The organism is Anaerotruncus sp. G3(2012) (assembly GCF_000403395.2).
GTDB lineage: Bacteria > Bacillota > Clostridia > Oscillospirales > Ruminococcaceae > Anaerotruncus.
In genome coordinates, this window is record NZ_KE159676.1 from 243,363 (window position 1) to 263,257 (window position 19,895).

The 19,895-nt window shown below is 57.0% G+C and carries 17 protein-coding genes and 1 pseudogene; 15 read left to right on the plus strand and 3 right to left on the minus strand.

From position 1 onward, the window contains the following. Nucleotides 1-125: 125 nt before the first annotated feature. The gene (locus C814_RS17945) at nt 126-323 is read left to right on the plus strand and encodes a hypothetical protein (protein WP_016315953.1); all 198 of its coding nucleotides are present in this window, start codon (nt 126-128) and stop codon (nt 321-323) included. A 305-nt stretch (nt 324-628) separates the two neighbouring features. After that, nucleotides 629-2,320, plus strand: coding sequence for a MobQ family relaxase (mobQ, locus tag C814_RS17950; RefSeq protein WP_031219872.1), 1,692 nt, complete (start codon nt 629-631; stop codon nt 2,318-2,320). Nucleotides 2,321-2,363: 43 nt separating this feature from the next. On the opposite strand, the gene C814_RS17955 is transcribed toward mobQ, so the two are convergent. From C814_RS17955 to C814_RS17965, 3 genes are read right to left on the minus strand one after another with little or no spacing between them, the layout of a single operon-like run. Beyond that, the gene (locus C814_RS17955) at nt 2,364-3,644 is read right to left on the minus strand and encodes an L-cysteine desulfidase family protein (RefSeq protein ID WP_016316838.1); all 1,281 of its coding nucleotides are present in this window, start codon (nt 3,642-3,644) and stop codon (nt 2,364-2,366) included. A 13-nt stretch (nt 3,645-3,657) separates the two neighbouring features. After that, the gene (locus tag C814_RS17960; RefSeq protein WP_016316839.1) at nt 3,658-4,542 is read right to left on the minus strand and encodes a YitT family protein; all 885 of its coding nucleotides are present in this window, start codon (nt 4,540-4,542) and stop codon (nt 3,658-3,660) included. Nucleotides 4,543-4,564: 22 nt separating this feature from the next. Beyond that, on the minus strand, nt 4,565-7,459 hold the full coding sequence (locus tag C814_RS17965) for an insulinase family protein (protein ID WP_016316840.1): 2,895 nt from the start codon (nt 7,457-7,459) through the stop codon (nt 4,565-4,567). 308 nt (nt 7,460-7,767) lie between these two features. On the opposite strand from C814_RS17965, the gene C814_RS17970 reads away from it, so the two are divergent. From C814_RS17970 to C814_RS18025, 13 genes and pseudogenes are all read left to right on the plus strand, one after another. Continuing rightward, nucleotides 7,768-8,622, plus strand: a complete 855-nt coding sequence (locus tag C814_RS17970; RefSeq protein WP_016316841.1) for an NAD(P)/FAD-dependent oxidoreductase — start codon at nt 7,768-7,770, stop codon at nt 8,620-8,622. A gap of 1 nt (nt 8,623) precedes the next feature. Next, complete coding sequence (locus C814_RS17975) at nt 8,624-9,544, plus strand: trigger factor (RefSeq protein ID WP_016316842.1); 921 nt, start codon at nt 8,624-8,626, stop codon at nt 9,542-9,544. Between the two features lie 12 nt (nt 9,545-9,556). After that, complete coding sequence (locus tag C814_RS17980; protein WP_016316843.1) at nt 9,557-9,874, plus strand: thioredoxin family protein; 318 nt, start codon at nt 9,557-9,559, stop codon at nt 9,872-9,874. Nucleotides 9,875-9,979: 105 nt separating this feature from the next. Beyond that, complete coding sequence (locus C814_RS17985; protein WP_016316844.1) at nt 9,980-10,459, plus strand: hypothetical protein; 480 nt, start codon at nt 9,980-9,982, stop codon at nt 10,457-10,459. An 83-nt stretch (nt 10,460-10,542) separates the two neighbouring features. Beyond that, a complete protein-coding gene (locus C814_RS17990) occupies nt 10,543-12,282 on the plus strand; it encodes an ABC transporter ATP-binding protein (RefSeq protein WP_016316845.1) in 1,740 nt (579 codons plus the stop codon). A gap of 1 nt (nt 12,283) precedes the next feature. Further along, nucleotides 12,284-14,056: an ABC transporter ATP-binding protein gene (locus tag C814_RS17995; protein ID WP_016316846.1), complete on the plus strand. Its 1,773-nt coding sequence runs from the start codon at nt 12,284-12,286 to the stop codon at nt 14,054-14,056. Beyond that, the gene (locus C814_RS18000; protein WP_016316847.1) at nt 14,053-14,532 is read left to right on the plus strand and encodes a hypothetical protein; all 480 of its coding nucleotides are present in this window, start codon (nt 14,053-14,055) and stop codon (nt 14,530-14,532) included. The genes C814_RS17995 and C814_RS18000 overlap by 4 nt, the downstream gene beginning before the upstream one ends. A gap of 17 nt (nt 14,533-14,549) precedes the next feature. After that, nucleotides 14,550-15,317, plus strand: coding sequence for a LytR/AlgR family response regulator transcription factor (locus C814_RS18005; RefSeq protein WP_016316848.1), 768 nt, complete (start codon nt 14,550-14,552; stop codon nt 15,315-15,317). Nucleotides 15,318-15,594: 277 nt separating this feature from the next. Continuing rightward, nucleotides 15,595-15,765 (plus strand): annotated as a pseudogene (locus tag C814_RS23130) (recombinase family protein); the annotation flags it as partial. Nucleotides 15,766-16,079: 314 nt separating this feature from the next. Beyond that, nucleotides 16,080-16,985 (plus strand): ParB/RepB/Spo0J family partition protein, encoded by a 906-nt coding sequence (locus C814_RS18010; protein ID WP_016316849.1) that lies wholly within the window; start codon nt 16,080-16,082, stop codon nt 16,983-16,985. A gap of 57 nt (nt 16,986-17,042) precedes the next feature. Next, a complete protein-coding gene (locus C814_RS18015; RefSeq protein WP_016316850.1) occupies nt 17,043-17,543 on the plus strand; it encodes a hypothetical protein in 501 nt (166 codons plus the stop codon). A 53-nt stretch (nt 17,544-17,596) separates the two neighbouring features. Beyond that, nucleotides 17,597-18,076: a PcfB family protein gene (locus C814_RS18020; protein ID WP_016316851.1), complete on the plus strand. Its 480-nt coding sequence runs from the start codon at nt 17,597-17,599 to the stop codon at nt 18,074-18,076. Next, the gene (locus C814_RS18025) at nt 18,073-19,824 is read left to right on the plus strand and encodes a VirD4-like conjugal transfer protein, CD1115 family (RefSeq protein ID WP_016316852.1); all 1,752 of its coding nucleotides are present in this window, start codon (nt 18,073-18,075) and stop codon (nt 19,822-19,824) included. The genes C814_RS18020 and C814_RS18025 overlap by 4 nt, the downstream gene beginning before the upstream one ends. Nucleotides 19,825-19,895 lie beyond the last annotated feature (71 nt).

A 19,895-nucleotide genomic window follows, 5' to 3' on the forward strand; every position in this document is an offset into this window, starting at 1 on the left:
TTTACACAGGGAATTTGTATCTGGTGCTGTTTTTTGCCCTTTATGATACCAACTTGCAGAATTTTGGTGTCAAAATCAGGCGTTTCCAGTGCTAAAAGGCCAGTTAAGGCCGGGAAGGAGTTACTATGACGGATAATGAAAAGAAACTGATCCAGGCCCGACACCGTTTGGAAGAAGCTCAGGCCCGTGACCGTGTGAAGCAGCGCAAAGCCCGGACACGGCGGTTAATCCAGGAGGGGGCTGTTTTGGAAAAGGCTCTGCCGCAGACGGTAAGCATGAGCTTGAACGAGTTGGAAACATATCTGCACGAACTTACAAATTAAGTACGCAAAGCAGGAGCGTCCCGGTTCGCCGGGGCGCTCCGCTTTTCCCGGCCCGAAGGGCGCACTTACTCACCACCCGCTGCGCGGGCGGTGGTACTGCCTTCGGCAGTCGTGCGCTCTGCGAGGCGGATGCGGCCCCTGCGGGGGCCTGCCGGGAATGACTGCGGTCATTCCCGGTGCGTATGGAACAGATCGGCGCGCCGACCTGTTCCATACGCCAGCGAAAACCTGCCACTGGCAGCTTTTCACTGTTTACGGGGGACGTTGGACGAGGGACGGGAGACGAAAGACGGGGGTAATAAAAACTGGCAATTTATCATTTGGAGGCAAAGGTTATCAGCCGAGGTATAGGGCGTTCCGCTGTTGCGGCAGTGGCCTACATGAGCTGTTCCAGAATGTATAACGACTATGACGGGGTTCAGCATGACTACACCCGCAAGCAGGGACTTGTCTGGCAGCAAGTCTTTCTGCCAGATATGGCACCAGCAGAGTGGGCAGATCGGGAAGTTCTTTGGAACGCTGTGGAGGAAACGGAGAAAACAAAGGACAGCCGTCTCGCTCGTGAGTTTGTAGTGGCGTTACCGGTTGAACTGAACAAGGACGAGTGGATTACCCTACTTACTGAATTTATCCAGACCAATTTTGTAGCAGAGGGGATGTGTGCTGATGTGTGCATCCACGACACAGATGGACACAATCCCCATGCTCATATCATGCTGACCGTTCGACCGCTGACGATGGAGGGCAAATGGCAGCATAAGACGGAGAAGGAATATCTCTGTGTCAAAGGCGGTGAAGAACGTGGTTTTACTGCATCCGAGTTCAAACAGGCGCAGGCCAATGGATGGGAGAAACAGTATCAGTATAAGGTTGGCAAAAAGAAGATGTATATGGCCCCATCAGCAGCGCAGACACAGGGCTATGAGCGGGTATCCAAGTATCCAAAAAGCACCAAATACGGCAGACAAAATCCGATCTCTGCGCGTTGGAACAGCGAAGATCAGCTTGTCCTCTGGCGGACAGCATGGGCTGATGAGGTGAACCGGTGTCTGGAACGTTTCGGACACGATGAGCGCGTCGATCACCGAAGTCACGCCGAGCGCGGTCTGGACGAGCAGCCCACTATCCATGAGGGAGTAGCCGCCCGTGCGCTGGAACAGAAGGGCATTATTTCTGATCGCTGTGAACTAAACCGGCAGATTAAGGCGGACAATGTTCTGCTGCGGGAGTTGAAATCGCTGGTTAAGAAGTTGATGGATGCGGTAAAGAATACTGTTCCTGCCATTGCAGAGGCGATGGAAACTGTACGCCAGAAAATGATTATCTTCTGGTATCAGCTTTTGCATATTGGAGCCGGGAAAAAGCATTTTTCGGATACGCTCCAAGTCGTTCAATCAGACATCAAACGGTATGAGGATATAGTCAAACAGATCAAAGTAAAGGTTCGGGAGCGCCGGGCACTGTTGGAGGAAAAGAAAGCTACCTCAGCAATTCAGGTGTTCCGGCATCGGGAATTAGCACAGAAAATCTCCGGTTTGACAGAAGATATTGAGGAATTGAAAAGCGAGAAGGCCCTGCTGCTCAATCAGCTTAATTGTGCATACGATCATGGTATTGCGGAGATTAAGCAGCGCATCACATCTATGGAGAACTCTTTGAACAAGCTGGACCAGCAAGGGAAAAAGTATGTCGCTGAATTGGAAGCGGCATTGGCTCAGTATACCGAGCTGCAGCAACAGGCGGCGGATATGGATGCCATAGAACTGGATACCGCCTGTCACAGTATCCGGCCTAATATGGAGCACAAAACTGTCCAGCGGCTGCAAGCCGCCTTTGGAGTGAAATTTGATTCCAGAACGTTGGCGCAGAGCCGAAGGGATGTTGTCGAAATGTTGGATAAATCATCAGAACCGGTATCTATCCGCCGGACGATACAACAGTTACAGGGACAGCAGAATAAGCAAAATTATGAGAAAGGGTACATCCAGGAGCGGTGAGTTTTATGAGCTATATTGATTGCTACAGCCACAGCATCTAATATCATTTACACCGCTCAGTCATTATGGACAATATTGTCTGATCTGTCTGCCGCATTCCCTGCTGTGCCAAGATACCAATATTAGCGATGGTGTTATCCACGCCCTTGGTAACAATGCCGTCACCGCTCTTGAATTCCTGGTGATTCTTGTACATAGAATAGCCCAGGAGCCCTGCGTCCACACTGGCAGCGATCTTGGCGGCGCAGGAGGGCTTTGCCCCGTCGCAGATGGTGCCGCTGATCATAGCCACAGCGTTGACGATGGTGTGTGCAATGGCTTCATAGCTGCCGTCCAGCAGATAGGCAATCCCGGCCCCTGCCCCGACCCCCGCGCTGACTGCGCCGCAGTAGGCGGAGAGTCGGCCTATGCCGCTTTTCTGGTGGATCGTTACCAGGTCGCTGACCAGCAGCGCCCGGTACAGTTTCTCCTGACCGGTGCCCAAATGTCTGGCGTACCGTACCACCGGTACAGAAGCGGTGATGCCCTGGTTGCCGGAACCTGAGAGGATCACCACCGGCAGCTCACACCCGCTCATCCGGGCATCGCTTCCGGCGGCGGCCCACGCCCTGGCTTCCGTCTTGATGTCACTGGGGTACTCTGCCAGCATCACAGAGCCAATATTGGCTCCCCAGTCATTTTGCAGCCCTTCCTCCGCAATAGCTGTGTTGCAGTCGATCTGCCGGCGCAGCAGCGGCGCGATCTCCTCCAGTTCTGCCGTATTCGCAAAGTCCAGAATGTCCGCTACATTCAGGACACTCTTGTCCGTCAGACTGTCTTCGGTGGAATCTGTGACCGGCTTTTCCAGCAGGACCTCGCCGTCCCTTTCCTCCCGAACGATGTTGCTGTGGCTGTTTGCGATGTGTACGGAAGCGAAGTGTTCCCCAGCCCAGCCGGTCAATCGGATATCCAGCATCCGGGTGGTATCCGCGCAGGCGATTTCGATAGGGGTATCCTGAGAATAGGCCGCGATAGTCTCGTGCAGCTCCGCCGGAACAGACGAGATGACCTGTAAGGCTCTCTCCGCTGCACCAGCTATAATACCTGCGGCTATGGCCGCACAGATGCCTTTCAGTCCCCCGGAATTGGGAACCACAACGCTTTTCACATTTTTGATAATATTGCCGGAAACCTCAGCTCGTATCCGCTCCGGATTGGTACCAAGGATGTCACGGAGCCGGGCGGAGGCATAGGCCAGGGCAATCGGCTCTGTACAGCCCGTGGCGGGGACTAATTCTTCCCTTAAAATGGACAGATATGCCATTTTCTTTTCAGCAGTCAGCATAATTTTTCTCCTTTTACTTGATGGGACCTTCAGGTGATTCCACATAGATCCTTTCACTGGAGAACCCCTGACCTCGGACCTCCTTGATCTGCGTGATGGTCAGAAACGCATGGGGATCAACGGATTGGATCAGCGCCTGCGCGGCATACAGCTTCCGGGGCGGAATTACGCACAGCACACCTCGCTGGAGCGTTCTTGTCCGGCCTGTTTCAATGTAGACCATAGTGGTCCCGGCCTGCAGCTCTGTCAGGCATTTTTGACGGAGCTTCTCATATTGACTGGAGACTACAAAAAGCTGTGTCTGGGATTGCCCCAGAAGCATCACCCGATCCAATGCAATTGTCTCCACGACCAGCAGTACAACGCCGTATAATATTTGTTCCGGATCGGAAAACAGAGCTTGTGCGCCCATGATGACGATATCCGTCAGGTAGACCGCTGCAGAAACCGGGATATGCGTCCATTTATGCAGCACAAGATTGACCACATCGGTTCCACCGGTGGAGGAACCCACTCGCATAACCAGACCCACAGCGATACCCACCAGTCCGCCGCCCAGCAGGGCCGCCAGCAGTGGATCAGCTGTCAGCTGGTCAATACCTGGTATCCGCTGCGCCGCGCCCAGGAAGATAGGATAGAGCAGCGAACTGGCAATGGTGGCCACAACAAAACGCCACCCCAACACCGCCCACCCCAGCGCCAGAGCCATAAGATTTACGCACAAAACAATCGTTGCAGTGTCCAGCGGAATAAATCTTGCCAGAACGATGCCAACGCCGGTAGCGCCGCCCATAATCACGCCGCTGGGAAGAATGAACGCCGCCACCGCAAATCCCAGCAGTATATTCCCGGCCAAAATTGCGGAGCAAACCCCTGCCGCTTTTTTGAGGTGTCTCATTGCGTTATGCTCCTTTACCATGTCAAAGCACCGTCACGCAGTCCAGCAGCTCAGCGCATACGTCTATCTGCTGTTGAGAGCCAAGGATACAGACCGCACCTTGTGCTGTCAGCTTCTCCACAGGATCCGCCAGAACAGCCAGATCATCCGGTACCGTGGAGAGCATCTCGCGCCGGACGCGGCACAGGTCTCCGTGGGTGATCTGCCGCCAATAGCGGGCGTCAGCGGTTTTCCCCTTCATACGGGCTGTTAAGAGCGGGTCGGACTCCGCCGCCGCTCCAATGATCATGCCGGCAAGGTCTATATCTGCGATACCCCGCAGAAAGCCGGCGGAGGCGCGATAGCAATCCAAGGTTCGGGCGGCACTGGGGTCCCGATAGGAGAAAAATCCCGCAAAGCCGGTATCCCGCAGGATCATCCCTGTACCGTAGGCCCCACCCTGGACCCGCACGGTGTTCCACAAGTGGCCCAGAGAGATCGTGCGGCCCATGACCTTTGCCGTTCCGCTTCCTGCACCCTGGAAAATGCCGCCCGCAGCTGAAAAAGAAATGTCCGTTGGAATCACGATCCCCTCCCGTCTGGGGCCCCAGGGACGAATAGCCGCAGTGCCCGGAAGAACAAAGGCACCTTCCGGCAGGTTGCCGGACAGTATGCGGGCAGTTATCCCCACAGCCGTCTCGTTCCCGGCGGTAATACTGGCCGTCATACGCGCGCGGCAGAAGATACGCTGTGACAGAGCCTTCAACTCCTCTGCCAGAATGGGAAAGCGGACCGGGAAATCCCGCTCCAGCTCCGTCAGCCACCGGAGGAAGGTGATGCCGCCAGCCTGCTCCTGCACAGCGCCCTCAGCGGTGGAACAGGCGAGAACTCTGGACATGGCGGCGTTGTGTCCCGCCATCACAGCCTGCTCCGCCATAGCTGACCGATGCTGGCGCAGGAACACGAGTACCCGTTCGGGATCATCCCATCGCTGCCCCATCAAAAGCTCTGTCAGGAATGACAGGGCTTTTTCCAGCTTCGCGTCCAGGACGCTGCATGTGACACACAGGAACGTCCGGCAGCGGGTGGGAATGTTTTGCTGCCCATATGCCTCTACCGCGAATTGGATACTCCCGAACAGGGAGCGCATCTCCCGGTGGAGGTCCGCCAGAGCGTAGGCTGACGTATCCAAATAGCCGAACAGCCGGGCCATAAAGGACGCTTTGGTCAGTTCATCCGGGGCAAGATCATCCAGCGCAAAATAGAAATTCAAATAGGTGATCCCGTTCGTATGCAGTTCGTGGCACAGAAGTGTAATGCCCGCCGTTCGTTCTTCTGCGAAAGGCAGCTTCTCCGGTTCTGCCGGGACCTGCTCCAGGCGCAGCCTGGGGATGGATGCCAACTGCTCCGGCGTATCCGGCGCGGCCTGCCACGCGGCGATGGCCTCCTGATACCGGCGGATACCGGCGGCCTCCGCAGAGCTCCATCCTGACTGGACCGCGCTGAGGCGGGCTGTCTCCCGGGCCTGACGCTCCTGACCGGCTGTGTGAGAGGGACACATCAGCACCCGGCAATGGTGGGGATTTTTCAGCAGAATACGCTCCATCAGCTTTTCAAAATATCCATCTCCGCACTTTTGGCGCAGATCGCCAAAAAGCGTCCCTACGCTGAGATTTGCTGCCGGATCTCCGCCGTAGAGCCAGCTCTCCAGCACCTGAAAACCCAGCACAAGCCCCTGTGGCGTCTGCCCGTAATCACGCTGCCGGGCCTCAAACTCCAGCTTGTCCAGTGTGGCGAGGATACGCCGGTGATCCAACCCCTCCCGAACCAGCCGTTTCAATTCTTCTTGGATGGCGGCAGACACCTCGTCCATCCTGCCCTCATCTATATCCCGCGCCTCCAGCGTGACCCATGGCTGCTGGATGCCATCGTGAAGCTCCAGCCGGACATCCCGCGCCAGTCTGCCTTCCAGGAGCCGCCGCTTCAGCGGAGCCTGGTTGTCTCCGCAGAGCGCGTCCGACAGCGCCTGCAGCGCCGTCAGTGCCTCCCGGTCCCGGCAGGTACAGGCCACAAATCCATCCGCCAGTTTGGAGCGGCCTTCCGGGGTTTCCTGGGGGGACAGTTCGTAGCGGACGATAGCCAAGCCGCCATCTACAGGCTTTTGCAGCGGAATTGCCCCCGGCGCGGGGCGGCGCTCATAGCCGGAGAGATATTCGCTGTCAAGGATCGCGAGAATTTCCCCGATATTCAAACGGCCATCCAGGAATATGTAGGAATTGGAGGGGTGATAGAGACGTCTGTGGGCGGCGGTGAACGCCTCATAGGTCAGCTCCGGGATATGCTCCGGGTCGCCGCCGGAGACGAAGCGGTAGCAGGTATCCGGGAACAGGCAGCGGGTCATCTCGCGCTCCAGAAGAGCGTCCGGCGATGCAAAGGCTCCCTTCATCTCATTGAACACCACGCCCTTGCAGAAGGGTGCGCCATCCTCATCCAGTTCATAATGCCACCCTTCCTGACCGAATATCTCTGGCCTGGAGTGGAGCAGCGGGTGCAGCACTGCGTCCATATAGACCCGCAGGAGATTGATAAAATCCTGGTCATTCCGGCTGGATACTGGATAAAAGGTCCTATCCGGGAATGTCATGGCGTTCAAGAACGTATTGAGAGAGCTTTTCATCAACTCCACAAAAGGCTCCTTTACCGGGTAACGTTCTGAGCCGCACAGGACCGAGTGTTCCAAGATATGAAATATGCCTGTGTCGTCCCAAGGCTGGGTTTGGAAAGCGATGCCGAAGGTTTTATTTTCCTCCGCCCGCTCCAGCCAGACCAGCCGGGCCCCGGACTTCTGGTGTTCCATCTGCCAGAGGACCGCATCCAGCTCATCTACACTTTGACGGTCGAGAACGATAAAGCCTGAAAGGATATCATTCTTTTCCATAATGGGCCTCCCCTCATATGAGAAATTTCTTTTTTCTGTTTAGATGCCCACTATTATAAATATTTTCTGCGCTGGCGCAAGCAGGTGTGCTTATTCTGTCTAATTCCGGGCTAAATTGTCCTGCCCATGGTCTGCCGGTGTCAGCCGGTCCGGAATTGTCTCTGGCTTCCCCCAAAACAGAAGCGGTGACGGGTATACGCCATTGGTACAGAATAAACCATTTTCAGGGCAGAATCGGCAGCTGATATTGATTTTGCCCGGAAAACCTGTATTGTTAAGGCAGAAAAACACCAGGAGGGATGCAGCGAATGTACGATCTGCTCATTATCGGCAGCGGACCTGCCGGCGTTTCCGCCGCGCTGAGTGCGAAGGCGCGGAACTTGGACTTCCTCTGGTTCGGTTCCAGAGCGTTGAGTCCTAAAATCACGAAAGCCGAACGTGTCATAAATTACCCGGGACTTCCATCGATCACCGGCACAGAGATGCGCGATGCCTTCCTGCGTCAGACCGGCAGTCTGGGCATTTCTATTCTGGAGGAACGGGTGAACGCCGTTTACGACATGGGCGGATATTATACCTCCGTGGTCAACGAAAAAATGTACGATGCCAAAGCCGTCATCCTCGCCACCGGCGTATCCAGCTGCCGGGAAATCCCCGGTGAGAGCCGTCTGCTGGGCAGAGGCGTCAGCTATTGCGCCACCTGCGACGGGGGACTGTACCGGGGCAAACGGATCGCGGTGGTCTGCACAGACTCTTCTCTGGAGGAGGAGATCGAATTCCTGGCGGACCTGGCTTCGGAGGTATTTCTCTGTACCAGCTATAAGGATTGCGGCATCCGCCGGGACAATGTGCGGCACACAGTGGGCTATCCTATGGAAATCCTGGGGGAGAGCCGGGCTTCCGGCATCGTCTGCAATGGGGAGACGGTGGATGCAGACGGCGTATTCTGTCTGCGCTCCTGCGTGGCGCCGGCGGCTTTGCTGCCGGGACTGGCGGCGGAGGGCGGACACATTCAGGTAGACCGGCAGCAGCGGACCAACCTTCCAGGCTGCTTTGCCGCCGGGGATTGTACCGGGCGGCCCTATCAGTATGCCAAAGCGGTGGGCGAGGGCAACGTGGCCCTGCACAGTGCGGTAGAATATATAAAAAAGGCGGTGGTGTAGCATGAAATCACGAGTATTGCAGATAAAGGACTATCGGGAGGTGGATATAACGCCCCTGCTGAAGCCTTTCGTGCCGGATGAGGCAGCGCTGGAGACAGAGCTGCGGCGGCTGACCAATCCGTATGTCCGCTGGGAAACGGGAGAGACTGCTTCCGCTGGGGATCAGGTGGTATGCCGTCTGGTCTCGGACTGTCCCAGGTTCAACAAGGAGAAAGTCCGGTTCGTAGCTGGCAGCGGTATGTTCCATAAGGAGCTGGAGGCGCTGGTTATTGGCATGACAGTGGGAGAGGCCAGGGAAGCGGACCTGTCGGAGGGCAGGGTATCCCTCACACTGACGGGCGTGATGAACCGCGTGGTCCCAGAACTCAGTGATGAGATGGTGGAGAAGCTGGGCCTGGAGGGTGTGGACACTGTGGCGGACTACAGAGCCTATCTGCTGGCGCAGCAGAAGGATTCCGCTTTCCAGGATGCCCTCTATGAGCCCCAGAAACAGCTTATGGCGGAGGTAATCGCTGGATCAGAGTTTGTCCTCTGCAAGGAGGACTGGGCCGTCGTGGTGAATCGGGAGCTGGACCGCTGCCGGACGCTGTGCCGTCAGGAGGGTATGGTTTTGGAGGAGATGACCCCGGAGCAGTTCCGCGGACGCATTCCAGTGAAGAGCTACCACGAGCTGGTCGCCATGCTCCAATACGACGGCTGGGACAGCCTTTGCCGCTATCTGCTGGGCTGCTGGTACGCTCAAACCGATGGCTTCCAGGCCGGCGAAGCGGATTATGAGGCATTTATTGCAGACTATGCTAAAACTTGGCATGTCTCCGTGGAAAACGCCCGGGAAGCCAATCCCTATGAAACCTTTATTTTCAATGAATACGCCGGACACACCTACACGGTGTTGAAAAAATACATCAGAGAATTTTATTGAGGAGGACGTACCATGGCAATTCAAACTGCGGACAAGAACAATTTCAAGGATCTGATCAGAGAGGACTTCGTGATCGCCGATTTTTATGGCGCCACCTGCGTTCCCTGCAAGCTGTTCTCCAGAATTTTAGAGGACATTGCGGCAGAAATTCCCTTTCTGAATATCGTCAAGCTCAATACCACCGAGAATCCTGAGATCGCGGAGGAGTACGGCATCACTGCCGTACCCACCATCCATTTCTACAAGGACGGACAGCTGGTGGACAGCCATGTGGGCGTCATGCAGCCCCAGCCGGTGAAGGATGTCATTGCCCAATATATGTATACATAAAGCCGGACAGATCAGGCGGTCTTTCGGACAAAATCGACATGCACTCTTTTCCGCCTGTTCCGGGTATGCTATGATACGGCTATCAACAAAAGGAGGTCTCATTTCATGAAAAAAGCCGCGAAACGAACCCTCTGTACCCTTCTGGCGATTCTGCTCACGCTTGGTCTTGCCGCCTGCGGCGGCTCAAAAACCGTTGATCCGAAAACATGTACATATGACGAGATGGTGGACTATCTCACTGCCAAGGGCTACATCTCCAAGGATGCCGTCCCAGTGGATATGCTCACCACCATGGGATACCTCACCGACAACACCGGCGGGGAGATCCCCTTCGCCCCCTTTGCGGACAAGGCCATGGATTACGACGGACTGTGGCTGATGTGGTGGGATTCCGAGACGCCCTCTGAGGCGTACACCAGCTGTTTCCAGAATCTTGCTATGAACGGCGGTACGGTGGTCTATATGGGCGGAGCGGCTGTGCTGGAGACCGCTGCCTACAGTGGCAGCTTCGCAATCGTCTTTGCGGAGAACTATGCCCAGAAGGACGCTGTCATTGCTGACTTCCAGGCGCTTTCCCAGAAATAAGGACATAGAGACGCCCTACCCTATCCTGTATGGGATAGGGCAGAGGCGTTTCTCTGAAAGCACATAAGAGGAAGGAGAAATCAATGGAAACGAACGCAATTTTCCGAAAAAATTACGGCAGCTTCCGCCGCTTCTTCTCCATGCTGGGCAAGGCGGATTTGCCCTACCTGTGGATCATCGGCTATCTGGCGGCCAGCGCTGTCATCGCCAATGTGGGAGTCAGTTCCACCGAGTACAGCGCCGCCCTTTTCGCCGGGAACGTGGGCCTGACCGCCGTGGTGCTGCCCTATCTGTTCTATCAGGTCCTCTCCCTGATCCTGAGCTCTGTCTCTGGCCTCATCAACAACCTCTGCACTGCCCGCATGGACCGGAACCTGCGGCGGATGGTCTGGCGCAAGACGGTGAGCCTCCCGCTGCGGTTCTATGAAAACAACAACCCCAAGGAGCTGCTCAGCCGTATCACCACTGACATTTCCAGCATCAGCAGTCTGGTTATGAAGGTATTCCTTCCCATCTTCACCACCGCCTACTCCAGCTTTGTCATCCTCCGGAAGGTCTCCAGCTATGACGGTTCGCTGATGTGGTCCCTGCTGGCGGCGCTGCCGGTGAACATCCTCATCAGCTTTATCCTGAGCCGCCTGCAATTCGGCGTGCAGGACCTCATCAACCGCCGCAACGCCGAGCTGACCGCCTCCGTGGCGGAGCGGACCAACAACCTCATGCTCATCAAATCCATGGGTACTGAGGCGAAAGAGGCCGGTACCGGCGGGGAGCGGATGAAGGCCAGCTACCGCGCCGCCGGAATGAACATCTGGGTCACTGGCATGGCACTCCCCATCCGGGCCATTGCCAGTGTCCTGCAAACCATCGTCATCATTCTGGTGGGCCGGGGCTTCTACGCCTCCGGCGCGCTGAGCCTTACGGAGTGGATCGCTTATTATGGCTTTGCCGTTCAGCTGACCAATATCCTCAGCGCCTACTGCGGCTATTGGACCTCCTTCAAAAGCGCTCAGGGCGCGGTAGACCGGGTGAGCGAGATCATGGACGAACGGTCTGAGGATCTGGATGCGGGAGATGCTATGGACTCTCCCACTGGCGGCATCCATTTTGAGAAGGTGGCCTTCTCCTTTGGCGCGGAGCCGCTGTTCCAGGGTCTGGACCTGGACATTCCCGCCGGGCGGATCACCGCCGTAGTGGGGCCGTCCGGCTCGGGCAAGACCACCCTTCTGAACCTGATCGACCGCCTCTACCCCCTGGACGGAGGAGCGATCCGGATCGGAGGAAAGGATACCTCGGACTACTCCCTGGCGAGCTTCCGCCGGACCCTGGGATATGTGACCCAGGAGAGCGTCATGTACGCCGGGACGATTCGGGACAACCTGCTCCACGGCCTGGATCGGAAGCCGCCGGATAAGGAATTGGACGATGTCTGCGCCGCTGTGGGCATCCTGGAGTATGTACGCCGTCAGCCCTTGGGCTACGATGCCCCGGTGGGCGAGAGCGGAGCCAGCCTCTCCGGCGGGCAGCGGCAGCGGTTTTCCGTGGCCCGTGCGCTGCTGAAAAAGCCGGACTGCCTGCTGCTGGACGAGGCCACCGCCGCCATGGATATCGGCGGCAAGGCAGGCGTCTGGGCCAGCATCCGGCAGGTCATGGCAGGAAAGACCGTGGTCTATGTGGCCCACGACGCCCAGACCATCCGCAACGCGGACTACCTGATTGTCCTCCGGGACGGCAGAGTGGAGGCCGCCGGGGAGCGGGAGGACATTCTGGCCTCCGATCCCTACTGCCGGGAAATGATGGAAAACGGAGAGGAGGGACGCTGATATGAAGCAGAACGGCAGAGACAGAACGCAGCAGAAAGAGAAGTTTTCTTTCCGGTCCTATATCACGTTTTATACCCGCTTTCCCATCCCCTGGTGGCTCTTTATCGGCTCCCTAGTGTTCAGTCTCATCAATACCGAGGTTTTTCTGGCTATCTCCAAATATGTCATCCAGATCAACAAGGGCGAGCTTTACAACGACGTCATCATCGGCTACTCTCTGCTGACTGTACTCAACGCTGTGATCGCCATGCTCAGCAACCTCTGCGGCGAGTACGGCATCCAAAAGGTCACGCTTCGGGCCAGAAAGCTGCTGTGGGACAAGATCCTCCACCTGCCCATGCGGGAGGTGGAGCGCCGCCAGCCCTCGTCCCTTATCTCCGGCGTGGTCAACGACATCACCCAGGCCAGCAGCGTCATCTACATGATCTTCTCCACTGTGGCCTCCATCTATGGCTTCATCCGCTGCTGCGTGGAGATGGCCCGGTTCAACGCCGTCCTCTCCGCCTACATGCTGTTGCTTGTTCCCCTGGCCGTTGGGGTGTTCGCACTGGTAGGGCAGCTGCAATACCACATGATGCTACGGCGGTATGAGAGCCTGAACACTATGACGGAATTTTTCTCTGAGCATATCTCCGCCGCCAAGCATGTCAAGGCCCAGGCTATGGAGGGCCTGGAGATAGAAGAGGGCCTGCGGGCTATTGATGAGCGGTATAAGGCGGATATTTACTACGCCTTTATGGAGGTTTTACAGGTGTTTTCCAATACGCTGTACACCTCCATCGGAAAAGTCGCCATTGCCCTGTTTGGGTCCGACATGATCCGCAAGGGCCGGATGCCGGACACTGGCATCAACGATTTCAGCACCTACAAGGACCGGGTGGACCAGTACCAGGCGGAGGTCCTGACCCATTACCAGACCCTCAAGGGTACACAGGGTGCTATGCAGTACGTGGGCGTCCTTCTGGACGGTCCGGAAGAGGACCCGAATGCCGGGTACGATCTGCCAGGGAACCTGCCGGAGCGGGACATCGTGCTAGACCGGGTGAGCTTCGGCTATGTCCCCCAGCAGCCGGTACTCCACGACCTGAGCCTCACCATTCCCGCCGGAAAGACCACCGCCATCATCGGCAACAATGGCTCCGGCAAGTCCACTCTGCTCAAGCTGCTTCAAGGGATTTACCCACCGGACAGCGGACGGATATGGCTGGGGAAGTCCGCCGTGGACGAGGTGAAGCTGGCCCAGCTGCGCCGGCGGTTCGGCTGTGTCCTCCAGCACAACCCCTTGTTTTCCGGTACCGTCCGTGATAACATAGCCTACGGCGAGACCGGCGAGGTATCGGACGAGGCTGTAGTCCAGGCCGCAAAGCTGGCGGATGCGGACGGGTTCATCCGCCAGCTGCCCCAGGAGTATGGCTCCGATGTGGGCATGGGCGGGGCTCTGCTCTCCGGCGGACAGCGCCAGCGGGTGGCCATTGCCCGGACACTGCTGTCCGATCCGGACTATCTGCTCATGGATGAGGCCGGGGCCAGCCTGGACCACAAGAGTGATATGACCATCTACCGCACCATCCGGGAGCACATGAAGGGACGGACCATCGTGGTGGTGGCCCACGATATGCGCACAGTTATGGAGGCAGATCACATCATCGTTCTCAACAGCGGGTCCCTGGAGGCTGCGGGAACCCACGAGGAGCTGCTGAAAACCAGCTCCACATACCGCGCATACCTGGAACTTCAGGGGTGCGGCCTGGCGGGAGAGGAGGCCGGAAGATGAAGCGCTTTACGATCCTTTTTTCCATCCTGCTGGCGCTGGGCTTTGCAGGTGTGCTGGCTTATGTGGCCTCGTCGCCGGAGTTTGTTCCGCCTACAGCGCTGATTGGCGAGGGTGAGGACGCGGATGCCCCCATTTGGAACATGACGATAGAGGAACTCATCGCTGAAATCGCCGCCCAGGGGCTGATTGATGACCCATCCACTGCAATTTCCATGTCCAGCGACGGCCTTTGCACCGAGGCACGCCAGGTCAGTGGCGCGGAATTTTATTGGTGGGATCTGGACAACCTGAAGGAGGGCAGCATGGAGGAAACCTCCTACAAGAGTCTGAAGGCAGATGGGATTATCAACCTCTATGGCTCCGGACACATTACCAGCTGCGTTCACAACGGTCCCTTTGCGCTGTGGTTGGACCTCTACGAGGGGGACGCCAAGGCGCTGGAGCAGGCGTTCAAGGCTGTAGGACAGACGGAATAAAAGCGGGGTAGAAAACGATGATGGAGATGAAAGTACTGCTGGTGGACAGCGATCAGCAGCTGCGCGAGGAATTGGTCGTCATGCTGCACGCTTTCCAGTGCTTTCGGGTGGTCGGAACGGCGCAGACCTCGACGGAGGCCATTGAATATGTGCAGTCCAATGAGGTGGATATTATATTTGCCAACCACCAGCCAGCGGACCCCCGTATCACAGGAGTCGGGGAGTATTTGTCCGCCGTTCTGGGACAGAGCCATCCCCATATCCAGGTGGTGGTCTATTCCAACTCGGAGGAGTGGGCCTTCAACGCTTTCCGCTGCCAGTGCGCCGGGTATCTGCTGACGCCCTTTGATCCGCTGGCGCTTCAATCGCTGGTCAACCGCCTGCGGTACATTTTCGACCTTCAGCAAGCCAAGCGGGAGATATCCAACCGCAGCATCATGATCAAGACCCGCAGCGGCTATCAGCTTACCCGCATCAGTGATATTCTTTTCATTGAGCGCAGTAACCGGAAAAACCGCATCGTCACTATAGATGGCCAGGAGATCGCGCTGCTGGGGTACACTATGAACCAGCTGGAGGAAATGCTGGAGGGCTGCGGATTCTATCGCTGTTATCAATCTTTCATCGTCAATCTATCCCAGGTGGCGGCGGTCCGGGCGGACAATGAGGCGAAAAATTATGCGATCCGCTTCAAGGAGTATGAGGGGGAGATCCTGCTCAGCCGGGAAAAATACGCAGAGCTGGTGGCGCTTTTAAAAGGGCGGTATGCGGGGATCAATATCTGATGCTATGGATGAACCACAGCTTATAAGAAAAGCAAGGGCCTGCGAAAATATCTCAATTTTTTCGCAGGCCCTTGCTTTTCTATCCTGATTGCCCCTATCGCACATACTGTCCCTTTAGGGATATTTCCTTTTGATTTAGGACTTTTCGCCTAAAGTATCTGGTATAGTCAACTACGGTAATTATGAGAGTGTGGATAGCGATTGACTTCACAATTTGAGTAATCGTAGTGTATACGCTTAGCTGAAAATATAATAACGGTGAAATTATCCTTGACAAATCGCTTCTCAGAAGCGAATCCTTGAAGCCTACGCAAAACAGAACGGCTTTTCCAACCTCAAATGGTACACGGACGACGGATTCTCTGGGGCAAATTTCCAAAGACCCGGCTTCCAGTCCATGCTTGCCGACATTGAAGCGGGGCTTGTGGGAACGGTTATCGTAAAAGATGATTGTGTTATTTTAGAACTAAACTCAGAAAGCCCTGAAAACACGGGACTTTGTGATGTTAGTTCTGTTTTTTGACCCAAAACAGAGGATAACAAAAGCGCAGGGCGGCGCAAGGAGGGTAGGACGCCCATCAGACAAAGCAAGACTTCATAGAGCGGGTATCGCTGTCGGAGAAATCCGGCGGTCGGTATCCGCTCTTTTTTTGCGTCCGCAGACGGTTACATAGGCGTGTATCCTGCCCCATCTTGGGGGCTGGGTACACGCCTTTTTTCTTTTTCCCATAAACCCACATTGAGAAAGCGAGGTGAACACAAATGCCTAAAGCAAAGCCCAAAGAGCCGGAAGCGCAGACCGTGGCTGCGGCAGAAGCCGTGACGGAAACGGTACAGCGGTTCCCCCTCTCCGAGCTGCACCCCTTTGAGGGGCATCCCTTCAAGGTGCTGGACGATGACGCTATGGCGGAGACCGTGGAGAGCATCAGGATGGTCGGGATCGCTAATCCCCTCATCGTGCGCCCGGACCCGGACGGCGGGTATGAGATCATCTCCGGCCACCGCCGCCACCATGCCGCAGAACTGGCGGGACTGGATGCCATCCCCGTCATTGTCCGAGAACTGGACGATGACGCCGCCGTTATCATGATGGTAGACTCCAACCTCCAGCGGGAGAACATCCTGCCCAGCGAGAGGGCCAAAGCCTACAAAATGAAAATGGACGCCCTCCGGCATCAGGGACAGCGCACAGACCTAACTTCGCCGCAAGTTGCGGCGAAGTTCCGCGCCGATGATGAAGTGGGAAAAGGTGCGGGCGTGAGCGGCGATACCGTCCGGCGGTTCGTCCGCCTGACGAACCTGATCCCCGAAATCCTGGATATGGTGGACGAGAAGAAAATATCCATGACGCCCGCCGTGGAGCTGTCCTACCTGAAGCCGGAGGAACAGCGGAACTTCCTGGAGGCGATGGACTACGCCCAGGCCGCACCCTCTGTATCGCAGGCCCAGCGCATGAAGAAAAAGAGCCAGGAGGACGGCTGTACCCTGGAGGATATGTGCGGCATCATGGACGAGGCGAAGAAGGACGACATGGGGCAGATCGCGTTCAAGACCAGCGACTTGCAGAAGTTCTTCCCCAAGTCCTACACGCCCAGGCAGATGAGCGACACCATCCTCCGCCTGCTGGAACAGTGGCAGAGGCGGCGGCAGCGGAACCAGCAACGGTGACACGCCCCCTTTTGCGGGGCGCATTTTTTATGAAACGGAAAAGGAGCATCTACGCTTATGAACAGTATCCATTTTCACTTCAACGGTGATGTGAACATCAACCTGTCCCTGCCCGACAGCGCGGATAGGCCCGGCTACAAAAAGCTGGTGGACTCCCTGGAGGAGTACCTGCACGACGCGGCGGAGGAGGCCACCGTCACGGAGGCCGAGGCGGACTCCATCGTGATGGTGATGCGCCCGGACAAGACCCCGGAGGTCATGCAGGAGACCCAGTGCTGGGACGAGATCGAGAGCAAAGGCAAGTACGACTGCCTGGAGGTCGTGTCGGACGACGCCCTGGATGTGGCGGGGCTGGCGATCGTCTTTGACGGGCGGCGCGTCCTGAACCTGGGCAGGGAACGGTATCTGCTCGGCCCCGTGATCGTCTACAAGACCGATGAGGACGGGGACGGCGTTTCCCTCTCTGCGGAGGATGTGATCGCCGCCGTGGTCTACTTTGCCGACCATACCGTGACCCTCTACGCCGATGGGAAGGACTTCCCGGCGTTCCACATCTGAAACCAACGGCATCATACCTCCGGCGCCGTTTCCGCAGAAAGGGGGAATGAGATTTGCAGGAGGAAGTAGAGAACAGGACCGTAAACCTGATGATAAGTACCAGCAAACTGACCGGGCGGACGCTGGTGGCGGCGTTCCGCAAGTACGCCCAGCACCGGGCGCGGGTGAAGGCCGGCAGGGCGGCGGAGGGCGACCACGGAAAGATGACCGTGGAGAAGCTGATCCGCAAGGACCAGGGGGCGCAGCAGATCGACATCGCCAAGAGCGGCATCAAGGACTTTGAGCGGGTGCTAAACAAGTACGGCGTGGACTATGCCATCCGAAAGGATGTGTCCCAGGAGACGCCCCGCTTCATGGTGTTCTTCAAGGCAAAGGACGCCGATGTGCTGACCGCCGCCTTCAAGGAGTATTCCGTGAAGCTGTCCCAGAAAGAGAAGCGGCCCAGCGTCCTGAAAGCCCTGGCGCACCTGAAAGAGCTTGCCAAGTCCATCCCCTCCAAGGTGCGGGAGAAGAACCAGGAGCGTGAGCGATGAACCAGAAAACCAAGAAACTCATCATCCTGAACATCCCCTATGTGGTGATCGGGCTTTTCTGCACCAATATCGGGGAGGCGTGGCGCATGGCGGCGGGGACGGACATCTCCACGAAGCTGCTGGGCTTCTTCACCTCGATGGGGGCGGCGTGGGGGGACCCCATGCCCAGCCTGCACCCCTTCGACCTGTGCATCGGGCTTGCCATCGGCGCGGCGTTCCGGCTGGTGGTATATGTGCGGAGCAAGAACGCCAAGAAATACCGCTCCGGCGAGGAATACGGCAGTGCCAGATGGGGCGGGCCAAAGGACATCGAGCCGTTCGTTGACCCCGTGTTCCAGAACAACGTCATCCTGACCCGGACGGAGAGCCTCACCATGAACAGCCGCCCCAAGGACCCCAAGACCGCCCGGAACAAGAATGTGCTGATCGTCGGCGGCTCCGGCAGCGGCAAGACCAGGTTCTGGCTCAAGCCCAACCTTTTACAGTGCCATAGTTCGTATGTCATCACTGATCCAAAAGGGGGGATCGTCGAGGAGTGCGGGGCCGTCCTGGTGCGGAACAAGTACCGCATCAAGATTTTTAACACGATCAACTTCAAGAAGTCGATGCACTACAACCCCTTCGCCTATATCCACTCGGAGAAGGACATCCTGAAGCTGGTGACAACGCTGATGGTGAACACGCAGGGCGAGGGCAAGGGCGGGGACCAGTTCTGGGAGAAGGCCGAGAAGCTCCTTTACACGGCGCTCATCGCCTATATCCACTATATCGCGCCCGTGGAGGAGCAGAACTTCGGGACGCTCATCACCTTCCTGAACGCTATGGAAGTCCGGGAGGACGATGAGACGTTCCAGAACCCTATCGACCAGATGTTTGAGGCACTGGAAAAGAAAGAGCCGGACCACTTTGCTGTCCGCCAGTACCGGCTCTATAAGCTGGCGGCCGGCAAGACGGCAAAGAGCATCCTCATCTCCTGCGGCGCTCGGCTGGCTCCCTTTGACATCGCCGAACTGCGGGAGATCACCCGGTATGACGAGTTGGAGCTGGACACCCTGGGGGACCGGAAGACCGCCCTGTTCCTCATCATGAGCGACACGGACAGCACCTTCAACTTCCTCATCAGCATGATATACAGCCAGCTTTTCAATCTGCTGTGCGAGAAAGCCGATGATGTGTACCACGGGCGGCTCCCGGTCCATGTGCGCTGCCTCATTGACGAGTGCGCCAACATCGGGCAGATACCGAACCTGGAGAAGCTGGTGGCGACCATCCGAAGCCGGGAAATATCGGCCTGCCTGGTCTTGCAGGCGCAGAGCCAGCTAAAGGCGATCTACAAGGACAACGCCGACACCATCATCGGCAACATGGACACCCGCATCTTCCTCGGCGGCAGTGAGCCGACCACCTTGAAGGAGCTTTCCGCCGCCCTGGGCAAGGAGACCATAGATATGTTCAACACCGGGGTGAGCAAGGGCAGCCAGGAGTCCCACAGCATAAACTACCAACGGACGGGCCATGAGCTGGCAAGCGTGGACGAGCTGGCGGTGCTGGACGGCGGCAAGTGCATCCTCCAGCTCCGTGGCGTGAGACCGTTTTTGTCGGACAAGTACGACCTGACGAAGCACCCCAATTTCCAGTACACGGCGGACTGTGACGAAAAGAACCGCTTTGACATCGAGAAGTTCCTGGACCACCGGCTGAAGCTGAAGGCGAAGGACGAATTTGAAGTGATCGACGCGGACGGATGAGCGTCACGCCGTAAGGCCCCCTCTGCGGGGGCTTTTCTCGTATCCGAAGGGCGTTTTCCCCCTGCGTGGGA

Excerpts from the sequence above, each read along its gene's own strand:
- C814_RS17945 (WP_016315953.1), top strand. The coding sequence starts at position 126 with ATGACGGATAATGAAAAGAAACTGATCCAGGCCCGACACCGTTTGGAA.
- C814_RS17955 (WP_016316838.1), bottom strand. The coding sequence starts at position 3,644 with ATGCTGACTGCTGAAAAGAAAATGGCATATCTGTCCATTTTAAGGGAA.
- C814_RS17960 (WP_016316839.1), bottom strand. The coding sequence starts at position 4,542 with ATGAGACACCTCAAAAAAGCGGCAGGGGTTTGCTCCGCAATTTTGGCC.
- C814_RS17965 (WP_016316840.1), bottom strand. The coding sequence starts at position 7,459 with ATGGAAAAGAATGATATCCTTTCAGGCTTTATCGTTCTCGACCGTCAA.
- C814_RS17970 (WP_016316841.1), top strand. The coding sequence starts at position 7,768 with ATGTACGATCTGCTCATTATCGGCAGCGGACCTGCCGGCGTTTCCGCC.
- C814_RS17975 (WP_016316842.1), top strand. The coding sequence starts at position 8,624 with ATGAAATCACGAGTATTGCAGATAAAGGACTATCGGGAGGTGGATATA.
- C814_RS17980 (WP_016316843.1), top strand. The coding sequence starts at position 9,557 with ATGGCAATTCAAACTGCGGACAAGAACAATTTCAAGGATCTGATCAGA.
- C814_RS17985 (WP_016316844.1), top strand. The coding sequence starts at position 9,980 with ATGAAAAAAGCCGCGAAACGAACCCTCTGTACCCTTCTGGCGATTCTG.
- C814_RS17990 (WP_016316845.1), top strand. The coding sequence starts at position 10,543 with ATGGAAACGAACGCAATTTTCCGAAAAAATTACGGCAGCTTCCGCCGC.
- C814_RS17995 (WP_016316846.1), top strand. The coding sequence starts at position 12,284 with ATGAAGCAGAACGGCAGAGACAGAACGCAGCAGAAAGAGAAGTTTTCT.
- C814_RS18000 (WP_016316847.1), top strand. The coding sequence starts at position 14,053 with ATGAAGCGCTTTACGATCCTTTTTTCCATCCTGCTGGCGCTGGGCTTT.
- C814_RS18005 (WP_016316848.1), top strand. The coding sequence starts at position 14,550 with ATGATGGAGATGAAAGTACTGCTGGTGGACAGCGATCAGCAGCTGCGC.
- C814_RS18010 (WP_016316849.1), top strand. The coding sequence starts at position 16,080 with ATGCCTAAAGCAAAGCCCAAAGAGCCGGAAGCGCAGACCGTGGCTGCG.
- C814_RS18015 (WP_016316850.1), top strand. The coding sequence starts at position 17,043 with ATGAACAGTATCCATTTTCACTTCAACGGTGATGTGAACATCAACCTG.
- C814_RS18025 (WP_016316852.1), top strand. The coding sequence starts at position 18,073 with ATGAACCAGAAAACCAAGAAACTCATCATCCTGAACATCCCCTATGTG.